Here is a 20,791-nt window from a genome sequence, read left to right on the forward strand (position 1 = left end):
ATTACCCGTTACGACGGGCAAAGTCCGCCATAAACTCGATCAGTGCAGTAACGGCTTGTTCTGGCACGGCGTTGTAAATGCTGGCACGCATACCACCGACACTGCGGTGACCGGCGAGGTTCAGCAAGCCAGCGGCTTCACTTTCCTGCAGGAACAGCTTGTCGAGGTTGCTGTCGGCCAGCGTAAACGGCACGTTCATGATCGAGCGATTGTTCACAGCCACCGGGTTGGCGTAGAAGTCGTTGCCATCAATAAAGTCGTACAGCGCCTTGGCCTTGCGACGGTTGATCTCGGCAATGGCTTCCACACCGCCCTGCTCTTTCAGCCACTCAAACACCAGGCCAGACAGGTACCAGCTGTAGGTTGGCGGCGTGTTGTACATGGAGTCGGCGTCGGCGCAGACCTTGTAATCCATCATGGTTGGCGTGATGGCCTGGGCGTTACCAATCAGGTCTTCGCGCACAATCACCACACACAGACCCGCAGGGCCAATGTTTTTCTGAGCACCGGCGTAGATCATGCCGAATTTCGACACATCCAGCGGCTCCGACAAAATGGCAGAGGACAAATCCGCTACCAGCGGTACATCACCGGTTTCCGGAATGTAGTCAAACGCCACACCGCCAATGGTTTCGTTCGGGCAGTAGTGAACGTAGTCAGCGTCGGCGCTGAGGTTCAGGTCTGCCTGAGCTGGCGCGGAAGTGAAGTTGTTATCCGCCGTGGTGGCTGCCAGATTCACGTCGGCAAAACGCTTGCCTTCGGCATGGGCTTTCCTGGACCACTGACCGGTAACAATCTGATCCACCTTGCCGGACTTGTTGGCCAGGTTCAGCGGAATCATTGCAAACTGGCTGCTGGCGCCGCCTTGCATGAACATCACCTTGTAGTTTTCAGGGATGTTCATCAGCTCACGCAGGTCCAGTTCGGCTTTTTTGCAGACTTCCACAACGTCTTTGTGACGGTGGCTCATCTCCATCAGCGACAGGCCCTTGTTGCGCCAGTCGACCATTTCCGCGCTGGCGCGCTCCAATACCGCAATCGGCAGGGCCGCCGGACCTGCACAGAAGTTATACGCTCGGCTCATTGCTTATGTATGCTCTTGCAATCAATCACGACGCCTTATTCGGCGTCGTCTTCGTTTTGGGTGTCGGAATCCGTGTTACTGTCAGTGCTGTCAGTGCTGCTATCGGCATCGGCTTCAGGGGCATCAGTACCCTCTGCGACTTCACCTTCATCCAGCTCGCCTTCAACCAGTTCACCATCTGCCAATTGACCATCGACCAGCTCGTCGTCTTCATCGGCATCACAGATGCGCTCCAGACCCACCAGTTTCTCTTTCTTGTCGACCTTGATCAGGGTAACGCCCTGGGTGTTACGACCCAGCAGAGATACTTCGTTAATGCGGGTACGCACCAGAGTGCCCTGGTCACTGATCAGCATCACTTCGTCGCCGTCGAACACCTGCACCGCGCCAACCATGCGACCGTTACGCTCGTTGGTCACCATGGCGATCACACCCTGGGTACCACGGCCTTTGGTCGGGAATTCAGTGACGTCGGTACGCTTACCAAAACCACGCTCGGAAGCGGTCAGAACAGCACCGTCTTCTTTTGGCACGATCAGCGAGATCACCTGCTGTTCGTCGGCCAGTTTGATACCACGAACACCACGGGCGGTACGGCCCATGGCACGCACGTCGGATTCCTTGAAGCGAACGGCCTTACCGGCGTCGGACAGCAGCATGATGTCCTGAGTACCGTCAGTGATGTCTACACCCACCAGCCAGTCACCTTCGTCCAGCTCACAGGCAATCAAACCGGTAGAACGCGGACGGGAGAACTGATCCAGCGTGGTCTTCTTAACGGTACCGCGGGCGGTGGCCATAAAGACGTATTGGTCTTCGGTGTATTCTTCAACCGGCAGAATCGCGGTAATACGCTCGCCTTCGTCCAATGCCAGCACGTTCACAATCGGACGACCTTTGGCATTACGGGAAGCTTGCGGAATATCGTAAACGGTCAGCCAGTACACCTTGCCGGCATCGGTAAAGCACAACACGGTGTCGTGGCTGTTCACCACCAGCAGATGTTCAATAAAGTCTTCGTCTTTTACCGACGTTGCAGAGCGGCCTTTACCGCCACGCTTTTGGGCCTGGTAGGCATCGATCGGCTGTGTTTTGGCGTAACCGCTGTGAGACAGGGTCAGCACCAGATCTTCAACCGGAATCAGGTCGGCCATGCTCAGGTCGCGTTTAACCGCGATGATTTCGGACTTACGCTCGTCGCCGTATTCTTCACGAATGGCTTCCAGCTCTTCACGAATCACCTGCATCAGACGCTCTGGAGAACCCAGAATTTCCAGGTACTCGGCAATTTCTTCCAGCTTCTGCTGGTATTCTTCGATCAGTTTTTCGTGCTCAAGGCCGGTCAGTTTCTGCAAACGCAGATCCAGAATTGCCTGGGCCTGAGCCGGAGACAGGTAGTACTTGCCATCGCGGAAGCCAAACTGAGGCTCCAGATCGTCCGGACGACAAGCGTCTTCACCAGCACGTTCCAGCATATCGAGCACATCACCCGGATTCCAGGCGGTGTTGATCAAACGCTCTTTGGCTTCAGCACCGTTTGGCGAGGACTTGATCAGCTCAATCACCGGATCGATGTTGGCCAATGCCAGCGCCAGACCTTCCAGCAAATGACCACGTTCACGGGCCTTGCGCAGATCGTAAATGGTACGACGGGTGACCACTTCACGGCGGTGTTTGACGAACGCATCCAGCAGCTGTTTCAGGTTCAGCGTTTTTGGCTGACCATCCACCAGTGCCACGGTGTTGATACCAAACACGCCTTGCAGCTGGGTTTGGGCGAACAGGTTGTTCAGCACCACTTCCGGCATTTCGCCACGACGCAGTTCCACCACGATACGCATACCGTCCTTATCGGACTCGTCACGCAGCTCGGTGATGCCTTCAATTTTCTTGTCTTTTACCAGTTCGGCGATTTTTTCGATCAGACGGGCCTTGTTCACCATGTATGGGATTTCGGTGAACACAATGCTGACCTTGCCGTTTTTCTCGTCTTCCTCGAAGTGGTGACGAGCACGCAGGTAAATCTTGCCACGACCAGTGCGGTAAGCATCAACAATGCCGTCACGGCCATTAATGAAGGCGCCAGTTGGGAAATCCGGACCCGGGATGTATTCCATCAGACCATCGATGTCGATATCCGGGTTGTCGATCAGTGCCAGACAACCCGTCAGAACTTCTTTCAGGTTGTGCGGCGGAATATTGGTTGCCATGCCCACGGCGATACCGGCAGAGCCGTTCACCAGCAGGTTCGGAATACGGGTAGGCAGTACTTCCGGAATCTGTTCAGTGCCGTCGTAGTTTGGCACCCAGTCAACGGTTTCCTTGTCGATATCGGCCAGCATTTCGTGGCTGATCTTGGCCATGCGAATTTCGGTGTAACGCATCGCCGCAGCGGAGTCGCCGTCGATCGAACCGAAGTTACCCTGGCCATCAACCAGGGTGTAACGCATGGAGAAGTCCTGCGCCATACGCACGATGGTGTCGTAAACCGCAGAGTCGCCGTGAGGGTGGTATTTACCGATAACGTCACCGACCACACGGGCCGATTTCTTGTATGCTTTGTTCCAGTCGTTACCAAGTACGTTCATGGCGTGCAAAACACGACGGTGTACCGGTTTCAGACCATCCCGAACATCTGGCAGTGCCCGCCCGACAATTACGCTCATGGCGTAATCAAGGTAGGACTGCTGCAGTTCATCTTCGATGTTAATCGGGAGAACTTCTTTGGCTAACTCACCCATAGACTCTCTGGATCCGTGCTGTAACTGGCCACACAATCGTTGTGCGGCAATGGCTGGGACGGATTGATCAAACCCCGATCAATCCTCCGAAAACTAAGCCCCGTAGCATATCATAAAAGCGCCAATTACCTAGGATCATTAGCCATTCAGACGGCTCTCAGCGCCTCAGAAAAGCGACACAAGCCGCAAGCACCGAATACGGCCCCCAATGCCAGTGCAACGTCAGCAGCGTCCTTACGCGTCACTGACGGCCCTGAGCGCAGGAAATTTGAACAATTTTCATTCAATCAAAGAGATTTCAGGCTGTAGAGGGTAACGGTCGAATTTGCCATCGAACGCTTGATATAATGTCGCCTGTTGCACATTCACAAAGCGCCAACACCAGAGGACGACCGATGACGGCCGATTTACGAATCAATGCCCGCTGGCTGATCTCCATGCAGGGAGACCGTTCCGTACAGGAACAGGTTTCGGTGTATGTGAAAGACGGCAAGATCGACGCGATTGAACCGCAAGACTGTCAGCGTGAAGCCAGTGACACCCTCGATCTTGGCAACCACGTGCTGATGCCCGGCTACGTCAACGCCCACGGCCACGCGGCCATGTCACTGTTTCGAGGCATGGCAGACGACCTGGCGCTGATGACCTGGCTGCAGGAACACATCTGGCCAGCCGAAGGCAAATGGGTGAATCCGGAATTTGTCAGCGACGGCACCCGTCTGGCTGTGGCGGAAATGCTGAAGTCCGGCACCACCACCTTTGCCGACATGTACTTCTTTCCTCAGGATGCCATTCAGGCATCGGTGGATGCGGGTATTCGCCACGTCAGCTTTACCCCGATTCTCGACTTCCCCACCAACTTTGGCGCCAACGCCGATGAGTATATAAAGAAGGCACTGCGGCTACACGACCACTTTGGCAACGAGCCACTGGTAACACTTGGCCTGGGGCCTCATGCTCCGTACACGGTATCCGACGGCCCGCTGCGCCAGATTCGCGTGATTGCAGATGAAAAGCAGATGCCGGTGCAAATCCACCTGCATGAAACCGCCTTTGAGGTGCAGGACAGCATCGACAAGCTGGGCAAACGCCCAACCCAACGCCTGCAGGACCTGGGCTTTCTGAACGAGCGGGTTTCCTGCGTTCATATGACCCAGATCGACGACAGCGATATCCGTATTCTGCAAGATAGCGGCACATCCGTTGTGCACTGCCCGGAATCCAACCTGAAGCTGGCCAGTGGCTTCAGCCCAATCGCCAAAATGGCCGCCGCCGGCGTTAACATTGGTTTGGGCACCGATGGCGCAGCCAGCAATAACGACCTGAATCTGCAAGGCGAAATGAAAACCGCCGCCATGCTGGCCAAGGCCGTAGCCTCTGACGCCTCTGCCCTGCCCGCCTGGCAAGCCCTGGAAATGGCCACCATTGGCAGTGCCCGAGCACTCGGCATTGGCGCCCAGACCGGTTCCATCGACGTTGGCAAATGGGCCGACCTGCAAGCCATTGACCTGTCGAACATGCCGCAACAGCCGCTGTTCGACGTCGCCTCCCAGCTGGTTTACACCGACAGCAGCCGTTACACCGATTTTGTCTGGGTCGCAGGCAAATGCCTGTTGGCCAACGGCCAGCTGACCGAGCTGGACGAAGCAAGCATTACCGCCAATGCCAAACATTGGGCAACCCGAATTCAACAAGGCTGAAGGCCATCAAACCGCTGCTTTGAATAACCGGCAGCGGACGACAGGATAGTGATATGACAGAACACAGCACCCCGAACGTTGATCCAACCGAAGTAGCCAAGTTTGAAGCCCTGGCCAGCCGCTGGTGGGACCCAGACAGTGAGTTCAAGCCACTGCACGACATTAACCCACTGCGCTGCAACTACATCGATCAGGCTGCCGGTCTGGCTGGCAAGAAAGTGCTGGACGTAGGTTGTGGCGGTGGCTTGCTGAGCGAAGCCATGGCTCAGCGAGGTGCCGATGTCATGGGTATCGACATGGGCGAAGCCCCCCTCAACGTGGCCAAACTGCATGCTCTGGAAAGCGGCGTAAACATCAACTACCAGCGCATTCCGGTTGAACAACTGGCGGCCGAGCAGCCAGCCAGCTTCGACGTGGTGACCTGTCTGGAAATGCTTGAGCACGTTCCCGACCCAGCGTCCATTATGAAGGCCTGTGCAACCCTGGTGAAACCGGGCGGCAAGGTGTTCTTCTCTACCATTAATCGCAACCCGAAGGCCTACCTGTTCGCAATTGTTGGCGCCGAATACATCCTCAAAATGCTGCCGGCTGGTACCCACGATTACGCCAAGTTCATCAAACCAAGCGAAATGACCCGCTGGGCCCGTGAAGCCGACTTGCAGCCTGAGCACATGACCGGCCTGACCTACAACCCGCTGTTCAAGACCTACAAGCTCAATGACAACGATGTGAGCGTCAACTACATGATGACCACCAGCCTGCCTGCCAGCGCTGAAGCCGGAGCCTGAAGCCATGACCACGCCTCGCCGCCCCAGCGCCATCCTGTTTGACCTTGATGGCACCCTGGTAGACACCGCGCCGGATTTCTTCGGCGTGGTGAACAGCATGCGCGAAGAACTCGGCAAGCCCGTACTTGCCAACGATGTGATTCGCAAGCAGGTCAGCAATGGCGGCGCGGCACTCACCGAACTGACCTGGGAAGTCGAACGCGACCACCCGCAGTTCATGGATTACCGTAATCGTCTGCTCGACCGCTACGGCGACCATCTGGCCACCGGCAGCGCCTACTTTGAAGGATTTGAGCAGGTGTTGGACGACCTTGGCAGCCTCGGCATTCAATGGGCCATCGTCACCAACAAGCCACGGCGGTTTGCCGAGCCCTTGTTGCAAAAGCTCAACATCGAAACCGCCAGCCTGATTTGTGCGGACGATCTGGCGCAAGCCAAGCCGCATCCGGAAGGCCTGTTCAAGTGCGCCGCTGAACTGAACGTCGATGCGGGCGACTGCTGGTACGTCGGTGATCACATTCGCGATATTGAAGCAGGCAAGGCCGCGGGCATGTACAGCATTGCCGCCTTGTTTGGCTATATTGAAGACGATGATGACCCAGCGCAATGGGGCGCAGATGCCAGCATAGATAATCCATATCAGTTACTGGACCTGCTGGCTGCCAAGCAACCCTGACGGCTTGCCAAAACAGCCCGGACAACGCCACGCTCAATTCAGTCGCATCCTCCTGCCACGGTGCGACTGACCCAACCCCAATAATCAGAAAACACCATGACCAATCACGCAACCGAACACAGCAAACGCCCTCTGGAAGGCCGCACCATTCTGGTCACTGGCGCCGGTTACGGCATTGGCCGTGAAGCCGCCCTGACCTACGCCCGCGCTGGCGCGACTGTCTTGCTGCTGGGACGCACCCAGGAAGCCCTGAATGACACCTACGACCTGATTGAAGCAGAAAGCCTACCTCAGGCAGCCGTTCTGCCATTTGATTTGGAAACCCGCGAGGAAGACCCCTATGTGCAGTTGGCGCAACTGATTGGCCAACACTTTGGCAAGCTCGACGGTGTGCTGCTAAACGCGGGGGTACTGGGACAACGCACCCCGCTGGATAATTACCACGCCGATACCTGGCAAAAGGTGATGCAAATTAACGTCAACGGCCAGTTTATGCTGGTCAAACAACTGCTGCCGTTACTGCGCGAAACCAACGCCGATGCCTCGGTGATTTTCACCACCAGCAGCGTAGGCCGCGAAGGTCGAGCCTATTGGGGCGCTTATTCGGTCTCCAAATTTGCCACCGAGGGACTGATGCAGGTGCTGCATCAGGAATTGGAAAACACCAGCGAGATTCGGGTGAACTGCATTAACCCGGGAGCAACGCGCACAGGAATGCGCGCCGCTGCCTACCCGCTGGAAAACCCGGCCGACGTCACCGAAGCCGCCGACATCATGCCGCTGTATTTGTACCTGATGAGCCCGGCTTCCAAGGCCATCAATGGCCAAAGCCTCAACGCCCAGGGCGAACAGGCGTTTGTTGTACCCGCCTGACACCACCTGGCAGAAATCCCGAAGTGCACTTCGGGGTTTCTGCCGTACGAAGTTCTACTCGCCCCCTACCCTCGATGTATAAACATAAACAGCCACAGATAAGCAACAAACCATAACGTGCTGCAGAAGCCCGCCGACAGCGGTCATTTCGAGCCAACCACATCCGTATTTTTTTGGCATTTCGTGCGCTGGGATATGGTAAGAACCACAACTCGACTTATAACTCAAAGAACAGAGCCGACAATCCATATATGAGCCATAAAAATCGCTCAATTTCTCTTGTCATACTTACGAGTGAGTTTTCGGTTTGGATTTGCTACCTCAGACCCACAATGAAACGTTTATTAGCAGGCAAACAACAGGATTTACCGAATAATGAACTCTCGGAAATAGTTCATCGAGAAAGTATTTATTAAAGAATTCTCTTAATAAATCAGGTGTTTAAGTCGCAAAAACGAGATTTTTCATGTTGCATATGTGACTATTCTCGACAATCTGCTCATTTATTAACAATAAACCTACAAAAATTACGTAAAGTAATGGTCAGGAAGTCTCTGAATAGCTCTGCACTCATACCGGGTTATTCAGAGGGTCCCTGACACGCAGGGAGAGCAGCTCTGCATTTGGAAGCATCACAAAAAAACCAGAACAACGAGAACGGCAAGATGATCAAACTTTCCCGGTTGCTGGCTATTGCCACCGTAGCCCTGTCAGTAAATGTTCAAACTTCAACAGCAGACACTTCTCTCAGCCTGTTCACGGAACAGTACCCGCCTTACAGCATGACCACGACAGGCCAGCCATTCGCACACAGCGGCGATGAAATTGACGGCCTGTGCCCAAGCATTATGAAAGCCCTGTTCAAAAAAGCAGGTATCGACTATCAAATGCGTTTGCGTAACTGGTCCTATGGCCAGCAACGTGTTCAACGCCGCAAGGATCACGGCCTGTTCTGTGCCGTCCGTACTGCAGAACGCGAACCTATGTACCAGTGGGTTGGCCCTGTGACTGAAATGCGCGGCGCTCTGTTTGCCCGCCCGGGCAGCACCATCGAACTGAAAAGTCTGGAAGATGCCCGTCGTTACCGCATTGGTGGCTACAAGGGCGACTACTACGCCGATCACCTGATCAAGCGCGGCTTTAACGTTAACGTCGCCCCAAGCGATACCGAAAACCCCAAGCGCCTGCAACTGGGTACCATCGACCTGTGGATCTCTGACGCTCTGGCCGGTCCTTACCTGGCGGCTGACCTGACCGACATGGGTGCCATCAAGAACGTACTGGTGTACAGCGTTAACCCGGTCTACCTGGCCATTAACCCGGAAACAGACCCAAGCATTGTCAACAAGCTGCAGGCCACGCTGGACGCCATGCGCAGCTCTGGTGAACTGCAGGCTCTGGAACAAGCCTACGGCATGTAATGCCTTCGCTGCGATCCACTGCCAGATAAACACAGCCCGCCCTGTCTTGCAGCGCGGGCTGTTGTTTTATTGAACACTGAAAATGACGCCTTAACATCGACACATGCCGCGACGTCAAAACGTCAGCTTTCCAACGATTTCCCACCACCAAAGCGCCAGAAATCCGCAAGGCCATACCGGCAACCATTGCCGCCAGAGCGACAAAACTTGCCCTTCGCCAATGTAAATCATCGTCAAGCTACTGATTTTAAAGAACTAATTCCTGATAATCGGTATTGGCATGGAAATCGCTAATCTCTGGAACGTATTTCAAAACGGTAAAGAGGTGGCAGGGTGACTCCATTTCAAAGCATCGGCCAGGCAGAATTAAGAGACGATAAGAATATCGCGACATTCGGTGAGATTGCGCTCAAGCCGGATATTCGCCCAGATGTGCTCTTTCGGTTGACCGGCAAGCTTCAGACCACCCTGGAGCTGCCTCAACTGATTGAAATATTCTTCAAAGACATACAAGACACGGTTCTGGTCGACGGCATCAGCTATCGCTGCCGCAAGCTCAACACCGTGGTCTCCCAGGGCAAGACCTGTGCCCACAGCGTCAGCTACGACCTCAAGACCCATGGCGAAGGCATCGGCGAACTGGTGTTCTTTCGCTCCAGTCGTTTTCGCGAGTACGAGCTGGCCAACATCGAAGGTTTGTTGAGCACACTGCTGTACCCACTGCGCAATGCCTTGCGTTATCGGGAAGCCCTCGATGCGTCATTCCGGGACCCACTCACTGGAGTTGGCAACCGGGTCGCTCTGGATCGCACCATGGACCGCGAAGTGGAGCTTTGCCATCGTCACGATCAGGACGTTTCACTGCTGATGATTGACCTGGACCACTTCAAGAGAATAAACGACAGCTATGGCCACAGCATGGGCGACGCCGTGCTGAAGCAAGCCGTTGACGAAATTATGAAATGTATCCGCCAGACCGACCTCTGCTTCCGCTATGGCGGTGAAGAATTTCTGGTCTTGCTGACCAATGCCGCTCACGACGACGCCATGATGGTGGCGGAGCGCATTCGTCGCTCGATAAGCGCCATTCAGGTACAGGTTATGGAAACGGCTGAGCGGGTCAAGGTAACAGCCAGTGTTGGCGTTGCCAGCCTGCAACCCAGCGACTCCCGGGCCAGCCTGATCAATCGGGCTGATCTGGCGCTTTATACCGCCAAAGGGGCTGGCCGCAACCAGGTGATTGGCGATCAGGAGCTGGATCAGGCCGAGACGGCCGTGCGCTAACGATTGATACCGATAAACGGCCATAAAAAAACCGGGAAATTCCCGGTTTTTTTATTCATGTCGCCAGTGCTGACGCTCATAGGATGTGCGTTATTTGGAACGCGGCTTGGTGTTTGCGTGCTGACGTACTTTCTGGCGCTTTTGCTCACGCTGGAACCGTACTTTTTCCTTGCCGATCAGGCGACGGATTTTCTTGCGTTCCATATCGACCATATCACGCAGGTCGTTTACTTCACGCTGGCCCAGTTCTACCCAGGTACCAACCGGAATGCTGGACGGCAGGAAAATACAGCCATAGCGAACCCGCTTCAGGCGGCTCACTTCAACTTCCTGGCTTTCCCACAGACGACGTACTTCGCGGTTACGACCTTCCATAACCACACAGTGGTACCACTTGTTGGCACCTTCACCGTCGAAGAACTTAACGTCGGTAAAACGCGCCATGCCGTCTTCCAGCAACACGCCTTCTTTCAGGCGCTCAATCATTGGCTCGTCGACGTCGCCACGAACGCGAACCGCGTATTCACGGTCAACGCCTGTCGACGGGTGCATCAGCTTGTTGGCCAGCTCACCGTCAGTGGTGAACAGCAACAGACCACTGGTGTTGATATCCAGTCGACCAACGTTAATCCAGCGCTCGCCCTTGGTTTTTGGCAGGTGGTCAAACACGGTTGGTCGACCTTCAGGGTCAACCCGTGAACACACTTCGCCCACTGGCTTGTTGTACGCCAGCACCCGGCAAACACGACCAACGTCGTCCATTTTGACAACGCGGCCATCGACGCGGATTTCGTCATGTCGATCAGCCCGGTCACCCAGCACGGCTTTTTCACCGTTAACAGTAACCCGACCTTCGGCGATCCAACGTTCCGCCTCACGGCGGGAAGGCGCGACTGCAGTCACCGCCAGTATTTTCTGAACTCGTTCTTTCATTCTTCGCTATCTTGCTGTTTGGCAGCGCTGTCGGTTACTTCAGCGTCTGCCTGATGTGTTGGTTGAGCCGTTTGTCGATCTTGCGATTCGAATCGGCTCAGCAGATCACCCATATTTTTCTGGCCAGCGGATGTCGAGCCCTGGCGCAGAGGTGTGCATCCCTTGCTGGCAGCAGAGGCTTCGCCCTCTGCGCCTTCGTCCTTGTCACCAAACAGGTTGTGTTCAACCCGGGCAACCAGTTGTTCTGCCTCGGCCAGATCTTCCGCCGTAGCGTCCAGCACGTCGGCGCCGCGCTGTGCGACATCCTCGTCACTGACAAAGTCGTAGCTTTCTGACGGTGGCCGCTTGGCCTCGGCTTCATCGCCGAGTTCAAGCCGTCGATTGGCGTCGTCGAGGTCACGAATTTCCATCAGACTCGGCAGCTGATCCAGCCCGCTGAGGCCAAAATAATCCAGAAACTCATTGGTGGTGGCGTAAAGCGCCGGACGACCCGGTACATCACGATGGCCAACCACCTTGACCCATTCCCGCTCCAACAGGGTTTTGATGATATTACTGCTGACCACCACCCCGCGGACGTCTTCAATATCGCCACGGGTTACCGGTTGACGATAGGCGATCAGCACCAGAGTCTCCAGTAACGCACGGGAATACCGCGGTGGGCGCTCCTCCCACAAGCGACTGACCCACGGCATGGTGTGCTCGCGCACTTGCAAACGGTAGCCGCTGGCCACTTTTTTTAATTCCACACCACGGCCTTCCAGCTGCACTGCCAACTCTTCGAGCGCTGCTCGCAGTTCGCTGTTGAGCGGCCGTCGGTCTTCGTCAAACAACGACGCCATCCGGTCCAGCGACAGGGTGGCACCGTGTGCCAACATGGCAGCTTCGAGCACACCGGCAAGCTCACGGGTGGTCAATTCACAACCGCGCTGACGACCGGAGGACGAGGCGTCGGAATGATCAGTCGTCATGGTAGAGCACCTCCTCGTCTCCTTGCGCCGCCAGCGGTGCAGATTTCATTCGTACATGAATTGGCCCAAACAGCTGTTGCTGAACCAGTTCAATCAGTTTTTCTTTCACCAGCTCCAGCACCGCCAAAAACGTGACCACCACACCCAGCTTGCCCTCTTCTGGCTCGAACAAGGTGGTGAATGCCACGAATTCAGAGCCTCGCATGCGTTCCAGCACTTGCGACATACGCTCACGGGTGGACAGCTGTTCGCGCTGGATTTCGTGATGCTCACTGCGCTCAGCACGTCGCAGAATTGAGGCATAGGCCAGCATGAGTTCGCGCATATCCACGTCAGGATGGACCCGATTAACGACCCGGTTTTCAACCTGCAAGCGGGTTTGCAAGGTATCACGTTCCATTCGTGGCAAGCTGTCGAGATCTTCTGCGGCGGTTTTAAAGCGCTCGTATTCCTGCAAGCGACGAATCAACTCTGCACGCGGATCTTCTTCCTCGTCTTCGCTGGCTTCCTTGTTGCGCGGCAACAGTACCCGGCTTTTGATCTCTGCCAGCATCGCGGCCATCACCAGATATTCTCCGGCCAGTTCCAGCTGCAATGCCTGCATCATATCGATGTACTGGATGTACTGATCGACAATTTCAGAGACGTTAACGTCAAGAATATCGAGGTTCTGCTTGCGAATCAGATACAGCAGCAGATCCAGAGGCCCTTCGAACTGCTCCAGAATCACTTCCAGTGCATCGGGCGGAATGTACAGGTCCAGTGGCAGCTGAGTCATCGGCTGCCCCTGAACCAGCGCGAACGGCATTTCCCCCTGCGGGGCCAGCGGTTCGCGCTCGGTGTCGGTCTCGGCCGCTTCCGTCATGCCGGAATCAGCGTCACAGACACAGAGGTGAGCTTAAGCTGCTGCACGCTTACACCAGACCACGAATGCCAACGGCTTCACGCACGCGTTCAATCATCGGCTTAGCCACTGCGCGGGCGCGTTCAGCACCGGCTTGCAGCTGCTCTTCCACTTCCTGTGGCTTGTCCATCAGGTCGTTGTAGCGCTCGCGGGCTTCGGCCAACTCGCCGTTCACCAGTTCAAACAGTTGCTTCTTGGCTTCGCCCCAGGCAATACCATCGGCAAAGGCCTGACGCATATCCGCGGCCTGCTGCTCGGAAGCGAACGCTTTCCAGATCTGGAATACCGCAGAGGTATCCGGGTCTTTTGCCTCACCCGGCTCCAGCAGGTTGGTTTTGATCTTGTTGATGTGCTTCTTGAGCTGCTTTTCGCCGAGGAACAGCGGAATGGTGTTGCCGTAGCTCTTGCTCATCTTACGACCGTCCAGACCCTGCAATACGGCGACGTTGTCGTCGACCACGTAGTCTGGCAGCGTCATGATCGGCTGCTTTTTGCTGGCGTACAGATGGTTAAAACGCTGGCCCATGTCACGAGCCATTTCAACGTGTTGAATCTGGTCCTTGCCCACTGGTACGTGGGTAGCGCTGAACATCAGAATATCGGCAGCCATCAGCACCGGGTAGCTGAACAGACCCATGGTAATGGCCTTGTCGGCATCTTCGCCTTCCGCCAAATTGGCATCCACCGACGCTTTGTAAGCGTGAGCACGGTTCATCAGACCCTTGGCGCAAACGCAGTTCAGCATCCAGCTCAGTTCGGTAATTTGGGGAATATCGGACTGACGATAGAACACGGCCTTGCTGGTATCCAAGCCCAAAGCCAGCCAGGTCGCGGCAATTTCCTTGGTCGATTGGGCGACTGCCGCCGGGTCCTGACACTTGATCAGGGCGTGGTAGTCGGCCAGGAAGAAGAAGGATTCGTTGTTGGCTTCCTGATTAGCCTGAATCGCCGGGCGAATAGCACCCACGTAGTTACCCAGGTGCGGAGTGCCGGAGGTGGTAATACCGGTCAATACGCGTTTTGGCGCTTTGGATTCCTTGGAAGCGTGTTCTTGTGTCATATGGTGTCCAGACTGGAAATCGGCAAAACGAGCATGATACCGGTTTTGACTGGCGCTGACAGCCTGACAGGACATTCGTTGGCAACTGCGTTAAGCCACGCCGCTGCCAACGAACAATTGTGCAGAATTAACTAACGATATCCGATGCGTCGCCAACACCCTGACGGATCAATTGTGGGGCTTCTTCGGTCATGTCGATCACGGTGGTGGCCTCAAAGCCGCAGTAACCGCCATCGATCACCAGATCCAGCTGGTGCTCCAGTGTCTGGCGAATATCGTAAGGGTCAGACAGTGGCAATTCATCGCCCGGCATGATCAACGAGCTGGTCATCAGCGGCTCCCCCATTTCTTCCAGCAGCGCCATGGCAATGGCGTTGTCTGGCACACGAATCCCGATGGTGCGTTTCTTCGGATGCATCAGCAGCCGTGGTACTTCACGTGTGGCCGGCAGAATAAAGGTGAACGCGCCAGGGGTATGAGCTTTCAGAACCCGGAAGAAGCTGTTTTCTACTTTGGCAAAGGTCGACAGTTCCGAGAAGTCGCGGCACAACAGGGTGAAGTTGTGTTTTTGGTCGAGCTGGCGAATGCGCTGAATGGTTTCAGTGGCTTTTTTATCACCAATACGACAGGCCAGTGCGTAAGAGCAATCGGTCGGGATCACCGCAACTGCGCCGTTGCGCAGTAAATCAGCGGCTTGTTTTACCAGTCGCGCCTGGGGATTGTCCGGATGAATCTGGAAAAATTGGCTCACAGGAGCTCCTTGAAAATAATAATGGTCTGGCAAGACGCAGGAACGGCACAATCAGGCAGCGTCAGACCACTGCTGCCATACAGGTGTAATCAGTTTGGGAAAGGCGGGCATCACACCCAGTTCAAGCCCGAAACGGTTGGGCCCATGGTAGTCGCTACCGCACGAACCGAGCAGGTTGAACTCTCTGGCGAGTGCTGCCATTTGGCCTTGCTGGTTGCTGTCCATCATACCATAAGCCACTTCCAGCCCCTGACCACCTGCTGCAATAAAGTCTTTCACACAGGCGCGTAATTTGGTGCGGGTCATCTTGTACAAATGCGCATGAGCCATCACTGGCGTACCGCCAGCGGCCCGAATCCATTCAACGGCTTCCGTCATACTGGCCCAGCCGGTTTTGACGTCGCCAATCTTGCCGGCTCCAAGATACTTGTTGAAGGCCACCTGCATATTCGGCACCAGCCCTTGTTCAATCATCCAGCGGGCAAAGTGTGGACGGCCCAGCTGATCCTGTTCAACACCGGAGTGCGACACGATGTCGGCGACGGCAATGTCGGTCCGTAACTTCTTGCCAACCCGCTGGGCAATCAGCTCGGCGCGGGAGGCCCGGGCCTGACGTTGTTGCTGCTCGGCCTGCTGCATGACCGGTGACTCCGGATCAAATCCGAGCCCGACAATGTGAATGGAAATACCGCTCCACACCGTCGACAGCTCAATGCCGGGAATTAACTGCACGCCCAATTCTGCCGCCCGCTGGCGGCCACGACGGAACCCTTCGACCGAGTCGTGGTCGGTAATCGCCAGGGTCTTGATGCCGCGCTCATGGGCGCGCTCCACCAACTGCTCCGGGTCAAAGTGGCCATCAGAGGCGGTGGTGTGACAATGCAAATCGATCTCGGAACTCACGTGGACGCTCTCATCGGCTTCGGCCATAATCGGCTCCATTGTAAATGCTGACTGAAGTTGAAGCGAATAATGAAGTTATTGCTGGATTTCCTCCCCATCGTGGCCTTTTTCCTGGCCTACAAGTTCAACCCGGAACTGGTAGCGGCCCTTGGCCCGATGCTGAGTGCCGATAACGCCGCCGCGCTGCAACAAATGCAGCCTATTGTACTGGCCACGGCCGTGCTGATTCCGGCCACCGCCCTGCAGATTCTGTATACCCGCCTGACCACTGGCAAAATCGAGAACATGCACCTGATTACCCTGGTACTGGTGGTACTGATGGGCGGTGCCACGGTGATTTTGCAGGACAAGACCTTTATTCAATGGAAACCGACGGTGGTGAACTGGCTGTTCGCTGCGGGCTTCCTGGGGTTCTGGCTGTTTACCCGCACCACCTTGCTGGAAAAAATGATGGGCCAGAACCTGCAACTGCCAGCCGGGGTATGGGTCAAACTGAATTTTGCCTGGGTCGCCTTCTTTATTTTCAGTGGCATTGCCAATTTGTTCGTTGCCTACCATTTTTCCGAAGAAATCTGGGTAGACTTCAAGTTGTTTGGACTGCTGGGATTAACCATTGTCTTTATCCTTGCCCAATCCGTCTTTCTTTACCGTTACATGAATCACGAGGAGCCTTGAACCATGTGGTACGCCATTATCAGCCAGGACATTGAAAACAGCCTTGAGAAACGCCTGTCGGCTCGCCCGGCCCACCTCAAGCGCCTGCAAACCCTGGCCGACGAAGGTCGTTTGCTGGTTGCCGGTCCTCACCCGGCCATCGACAGCGAAGATCCGGGCAGCGCCGGTTTCACCGGAAGCCTGGTGATTGCCGAATTCGCCTCACTGGAAGACGCCCAGGCCTGGGCTGACGCCGACCCGTATGTAGATGCCGGTGTTTACCAACAAGTCATCGTCAAGCCATACAAAAAAGTCCTGCCCTGAGTCATAAGGAGTTTCAGGTGAAGTTTTTACGCTATGCAGGCATCTGCCTGTCTTTGCTGGTCGCTGCTGGCGCCGTTAACGCGGAAGAAAGCGAGCCAATGGCTGGCATTGATGACCCTAACTATGTTGCCGTGACCACCGGTGAAAAACGCTACGTCACCGACGAGCTGTGGCTGCAGCTACGCACCGGCCCGGGTTCCCAGTACCGCATTCTGCAAGCCCTTAAAACCGGCGAGCACCTGGTGCTGCTGGGCCAGAACAACGACAACGGCTATTCTCTGGTGCGGACTTCCAAAGGCCGTGAAGGCTGGGTGTTGACCCGCTATTTGCTGGATCAGATTACCGCCAAGGAAAAGCTGATTCTGGTGCAACAGGAACTGGACCGTCTGAAAGCCGAAATGGGCAGCTCTGGCAGCCAGATTGTTGAAATGCAGCAGGAGCTGACCCAGCTGCGCAGCGAACGCGAAGAGCTGCGTCGCACAGCCACCGAGGCCACCACAGAGCTGGAAAACATCCGCGAGATTTCATCCAACGCCATGGCGCTGAATGACAAGGTACACCGCTTGTCTACCCGCACTCAGGAATTGGAAATCCAACTGGAAGCCGCCAACGCTGAAAACGCCCAGCTGGAAGCTGACCGCGATTTCAACTACCTGCTGTACGGTGGCGGTCTGGTGGTACTGGGCGGATTCTTCGGCCTGATTGTGCCGTCACTGTTCCGCAAGAAAACCTCCAACTGGGCCTGATAGCTTCCCGGTTCGACCAAGGCGCAGTCTGCCAACACAGACTGCGCCTTTTTAATAACAAAACGGAGTTTTTATGTTCAGACGATCCCTTTTAAAGTTCTTTTTCGCCCTCGCTTGCATTGCCAGCTTGCCACTGACGGCTCAGGCAGAATCCACCGTGCAGGTTCGCCTGGTAACCAACATGGGCAATATCGAGCTGACGCTGTACCCGGACCAAGCCCCGGTAACGGTCGCCAACTTCCTCACCTACATTGAAGGCGAGCATTACAACAACACCCTGTTTCACCGGGTGATTGACAACTTCATGATTCAGGGCGGCGGCTACAACCTCGACATGCAGAAAAAAGCCACCCTGCCAGCGATCAAAAACGAAGCCGACAACGGCCTCGGCAACGAACGCGGCACCATTGCCATGGCACGCACCGCGGCTAAAGACAGCGCCACTTCGCAGTTCTTCATCAACCTGAAAAACAACCGCTTTTTGAACCACGGTGTCCGTGACTTTGGTTACGCCGTCTTTGGCAAGGTGACCAGCGGCATGGACGTGGTCGATGCCATCGGCAAGGTCGACACCGCAGCCCGTGATGTGCCGCGCAAGCCTGTGATTCTGGAAAAAGTCGAAGTACTGCATCAGCCAACGTAATACTTCGTGACGGGGCTCTGACCCTGCGACAGCCTGGCCCTGCGACACTTCGGCCTTTGTGCTAGCATCAGCGGTCATTCCTCGGCCTCTGATGCTAGACAGTATGCAAGACAGCAGCGACACCCCATCCTCTCTATCTACTCCGTCAAACCCGACGTCCCAAACTCCGACGTCTCAAACCCCGATGCCTCAAGCCCCAACAACCTCTAGCGGGCAAACCACGCTGCTTGAGCACCCGGATCTGACCTGGCGGGACGACGGCCAGCCAGTCGCGAATGACTTCGATGACCCGTACTTTTCGGTCGAAAACGGGCTGGAAGAAAGCCGCTACGTATTCCTGCACAACAACGGTTTGCCGCAGCGTTGGCAGCAGTGGCAAGGGCCGTTTTGCATCACCGAAACCGGCTTTGGCACGGGCCTGAATTTCCTGATGGCCTGGCAGTCCTTCCGCCAAAACGCACATCCGGATTGCTGGTTGCACTTCACCAGCATCGAGAAATTCCCGATGTCACTGACGCAGCTACAACAAGCGGCTGCCCTGTGGCCCGAGCTGGCCGATCTGTATGACAAACTGCTGCAACAATACCCACAGCCTACCGCAGGCTTTCATAGTCTTTGCTGGCCGGAAGAGCGAGTACAACTGACCCTTGTTCTGGCGGATGTTCACGATGCCTTGCCGCAACTGCATGGGCCGGTTCATGCCTGGTTTCTGGACGGCTTTGCACCGTCCCGCAACCCGGACATGTGGCAGCAGCCGCTGTTCGATCACATCCGCCGGCTGTCCAATCACGGTCAGGGCTTTTTGGATCAGGACGAACACACTGAAACACACCAGACGACTCTGGCGACTTTCACCGCTGCGGGGATTGTTCGCCGAGGACTCAAGGGCGCTGGCTTCAAGGTCAGCAAGGTGCCCGGCTACGGCCGTAAACGCGAGATGCTAAGCGCTTACTATCACCGCACCACAGGGCCAGAGCGCCCTGCCCACTTCAGCAAAACGCCATGGCTGCATTGGCAACGTTCAACATCAGCGGCAAACACCCACAGCCAAACTGCCATTGTGATTGGCGCAGGATTGGCAGGCTGTACCACCGCAAGAGCACTGGCTGAGCGCGGCTTGCAGGTCCAGTTACTGGATAAGGACGGCATTGCCGAAGGCGCGTCTGGCAACCCACAGGGCGGCGTTTACATCAAGCTGGCGGCGAACGACCAGGCCACCCATACCGATTTCTATCTGGCCGCCTATCAGACCAGTCTGAAGTGGATGTCACGTTTGCTGAGCTCAGACGAATGGCGGCCTTGTGGCGTATTGCAGCTGGGTTGGTCCGAGAAAGAAGCCAGTCGCCAGTGCAACTTTCTGAACAAGGTCAGCTACCCGGATTCACTGATCAAGCCTCTGACCCAGCAGCAAGCCAGTGCGCAGGCGGATTGCGAAATGGCAGCGGGCGGCCTGTTCTTTGAACAGGCGGGTTGGGCCAGTCCAGCGGCGTTTTGCAAGGCACTGGTTCAACACCCGAATATCCACTTCCAGACCGCCACCGTCAGCCAAATAGTGCGCGAGGAATCACAGTGGCAAGTGCAGCTGAACGACGGTCGGACCTTGAACGCAGACCACGTCGTGGTGGCTACGGCCAATTCAACCCGCTCGCTGTTGCCCAACAATCACCTGCCAACCAAGTCGATTCGAGGCCAGTTAAGCTATCTGAGTGCCGAACACACCCCGGCTTTGAATACTGTTTTGTGTGGCCGCAGCTATATGGCCCCGCCCCACAACCAAAGACTGGTACTGGGCGCAACCTACAACCTCAACGACGACGAACAGCAACTGCGCGATGCCGACCACAGCACCAACCTGGGGTATCTGGCCGACTTTGGCCCAGCCTGGAAAACGTTGTCGGAAGCCGCTCTGAAAGACCCAGAGGTACGCAACAAACTCTTGATTGGAGGCCGGGTGGGATTCCGCTGCACCACGCCGGATTATTTGCCCATCGCCGGGCCTGTAGTGATGGACCAATCGTTTTTCGACAGTTATCAGCCGATGGTGAAAAACGCCAAAACAGTCCCGCCACAACCGGCACCCGTGCACACCGGCTTATGGGTGAATCTGGGGCATGGTTCCCGTGGTTTGTGCTCAGCGCCACTGTGTGCAGAAGTATTGGCGGCAGAAATCACCGGCAGCAGCCTGCCCGTCAGCAAAACCGTGCGGGAAGCCATTTTGCCGTCTCGATTCCTGTTGAGGGATATGGTGCGTCGCAAGGTCAGCCGCGACGAGCTGTCGGATATTGTCAGCGGTGGTTAAGCGCTGGCTCATAGAAATTGAATCAGCAGACCCGAC

General features: G+C 55.8%; 19 protein-coding genes. 11 read left to right on the forward strand and 8 right to left on the reverse strand.

The annotated features are described in order from the left end of the window. Position 1: 1 nt before the first annotated feature. Positions 2–1,084, reverse strand: a complete 1,083-nt coding sequence (serC, locus tag G516_RS0104870) for a 3-phosphoserine/phosphohydroxythreonine transaminase (protein ID WP_028292719.1) — start codon at positions 1,082–1,084, stop codon at positions 2–4. Between the two features lie 35 nt (positions 1,085–1,119). Next, positions 1,120–3,825 carry a DNA gyrase subunit A gene (gyrA, locus tag G516_RS0104875; protein ID WP_028292720.1) on the reverse strand — a complete coding sequence of 902 codons (2,706 nt, stop codon included), beginning with the start codon at positions 3,823–3,825 and terminating at the stop codon, positions 1,120–1,122. Positions 3,826–4,220: 395 nt separating this feature from the next. Here gyrA and G516_RS0104880 point away from each other — a divergent pair, with 395 nt between their 5' ends. From G516_RS0104880 to G516_RS0104905, 6 genes are all read left to right on the forward strand, one after another. After that, positions 4,221–5,525: a TRZ/ATZ family hydrolase gene (locus G516_RS0104880; protein ID WP_028292721.1), complete on the forward strand. Its 1,305-nt coding sequence runs from the start codon at positions 4,221–4,223 to the stop codon at positions 5,523–5,525. Between the two features lie 53 nt (positions 5,526–5,578). Further along, positions 5,579–6,313 (forward strand): bifunctional 2-polyprenyl-6-hydroxyphenol methylase/3-demethylubiquinol 3-O-methyltransferase UbiG, encoded by a 735-nt coding sequence (gene ubiG / locus G516_RS0104885; protein WP_036534441.1) that lies wholly within the window; start codon positions 5,579–5,581, stop codon positions 6,311–6,313. A gap of 4 nt (positions 6,314–6,317) precedes the next feature. Continuing rightward, complete coding sequence (locus tag G516_RS0104890) at positions 6,318–6,989, forward strand: HAD family hydrolase (protein ID WP_028292723.1); 672 nt, start codon at positions 6,318–6,320, stop codon at positions 6,987–6,989. 96 nt (positions 6,990–7,085) lie between these two features. After that, complete coding sequence (locus G516_RS0104895; protein ID WP_028292724.1) at positions 7,086–7,862, forward strand: YciK family oxidoreductase; 777 nt, start codon at positions 7,086–7,088, stop codon at positions 7,860–7,862. A gap of 665 nt (positions 7,863–8,527) precedes the next feature. Continuing rightward, the gene (locus G516_RS0104900) at positions 8,528–9,283 is read left to right on the forward strand and encodes a substrate-binding periplasmic protein (protein ID WP_084644883.1); all 756 of its coding nucleotides are present in this window, start codon (positions 8,528–8,530) and stop codon (positions 9,281–9,283) included. Positions 9,284–9,715: 432 nt separating this feature from the next. Beyond that, positions 9,716–10,567 carry a GGDEF domain-containing protein gene (locus tag G516_RS0104905; protein WP_245582609.1) on the forward strand — a complete coding sequence of 284 codons (852 nt, stop codon included), beginning with the start codon at positions 9,716–9,718 and terminating at the stop codon, positions 10,565–10,567. Between the two features lie 90 nt (positions 10,568–10,657). On the opposite strand, the gene rluB is transcribed toward G516_RS0104905, so the two are convergent. From rluB to G516_RS0104935, 6 genes are all read right to left on the reverse strand, one after another. Beyond that, on the reverse strand, positions 10,658–11,500 hold the full coding sequence (rluB, locus tag G516_RS0104910; RefSeq protein WP_028292727.1) for a 23S rRNA pseudouridine(2605) synthase RluB: 843 nt from the start codon (positions 11,498–11,500) through the stop codon (positions 10,658–10,660). After that, positions 11,497–12,471, reverse strand: coding sequence for an SMC-Scp complex subunit ScpB (gene scpB, locus G516_RS24275; RefSeq protein ID WP_084644865.1), 975 nt, complete (start codon positions 12,469–12,471; stop codon positions 11,497–11,499). The genes rluB and scpB overlap by 4 nt, the downstream gene beginning before the upstream one ends. Then, positions 12,461–13,336, reverse strand: a complete 876-nt coding sequence (locus G516_RS21055) for a segregation and condensation protein A (RefSeq protein ID WP_051218934.1) — start codon at positions 13,334–13,336, stop codon at positions 12,461–12,463. Before G516_RS21055 ends, scpB begins: the two co-directional genes overlap by 11 nt. 49 nt (positions 13,337–13,385) lie before the next feature. Then, a complete protein-coding gene (gene trpS / locus G516_RS0104925) occupies positions 13,386–14,435 on the reverse strand; it encodes a tryptophan--tRNA ligase (RefSeq protein WP_051218935.1) in 1,050 nt (349 codons plus the stop codon). A 127-nt stretch (positions 14,436–14,562) separates the two neighbouring features. Beyond that, the gene (locus G516_RS0104930) at positions 14,563–15,186 is read right to left on the reverse strand and encodes an L-threonylcarbamoyladenylate synthase (protein WP_028292729.1); all 624 of its coding nucleotides are present in this window, start codon (positions 15,184–15,186) and stop codon (positions 14,563–14,565) included. 51 nt (positions 15,187–15,237) lie between these two features. Continuing rightward, positions 15,238–16,116 carry a PHP domain-containing protein gene (locus tag G516_RS0104935; protein ID WP_051218936.1) on the reverse strand — a complete coding sequence of 293 codons (879 nt, stop codon included), beginning with the start codon at positions 16,114–16,116 and terminating at the stop codon, positions 15,238–15,240. A 42-nt stretch (positions 16,117–16,158) separates the two neighbouring features. Between G516_RS0104935 and G516_RS0104940 the strand changes: the two genes are divergently transcribed. From G516_RS0104940 to mnmC, 5 genes are all read left to right on the forward strand, one after another. Further along, positions 16,159–16,764 (forward strand): septation protein A, encoded by a 606-nt coding sequence (locus tag G516_RS0104940; protein WP_028292731.1) that lies wholly within the window; start codon positions 16,159–16,161, stop codon positions 16,762–16,764. Positions 16,765–16,767: 3 nt separating this feature from the next. Continuing rightward, positions 16,768–17,067: a YciI family protein gene (locus tag G516_RS0104945; protein WP_028292732.1), complete on the forward strand. Its 300-nt coding sequence runs from the start codon at positions 16,768–16,770 to the stop codon at positions 17,065–17,067. A 17-nt stretch (positions 17,068–17,084) separates the two neighbouring features. After that, on the forward strand, positions 17,085–17,813 hold the full coding sequence (locus G516_RS21060) for a TIGR04211 family SH3 domain-containing protein (RefSeq protein WP_051218937.1): 729 nt from the start codon (positions 17,085–17,087) through the stop codon (positions 17,811–17,813). 73 nt (positions 17,814–17,886) lie between these two features. Continuing rightward, positions 17,887–18,456, forward strand: coding sequence for a peptidylprolyl isomerase (locus tag G516_RS0104955; protein WP_028292733.1), 570 nt, complete (start codon positions 17,887–17,889; stop codon positions 18,454–18,456). 184 nt (positions 18,457–18,640) lie between these two features. Beyond that, positions 18,641–20,755, forward strand: a complete 2,115-nt coding sequence (gene mnmC / locus G516_RS21065; protein ID WP_051218938.1) for a bifunctional tRNA (5-methylaminomethyl-2-thiouridine)(34)-methyltransferase MnmD/FAD-dependent 5-carboxymethylaminomethyl-2-thiouridine(34) oxidoreductase MnmC — start codon at positions 18,641–18,643, stop codon at positions 20,753–20,755. Positions 20,756–20,791: the final 36 nt, after the last annotated feature.

This window comes from Oceanobacter kriegii DSM 6294 (assembly GCF_000422845.1).
Classification (GTDB): Bacteria; Pseudomonadota; Gammaproteobacteria; order Pseudomonadales; family Oceanobacteraceae; genus Oceanobacter; species Oceanobacter kriegii.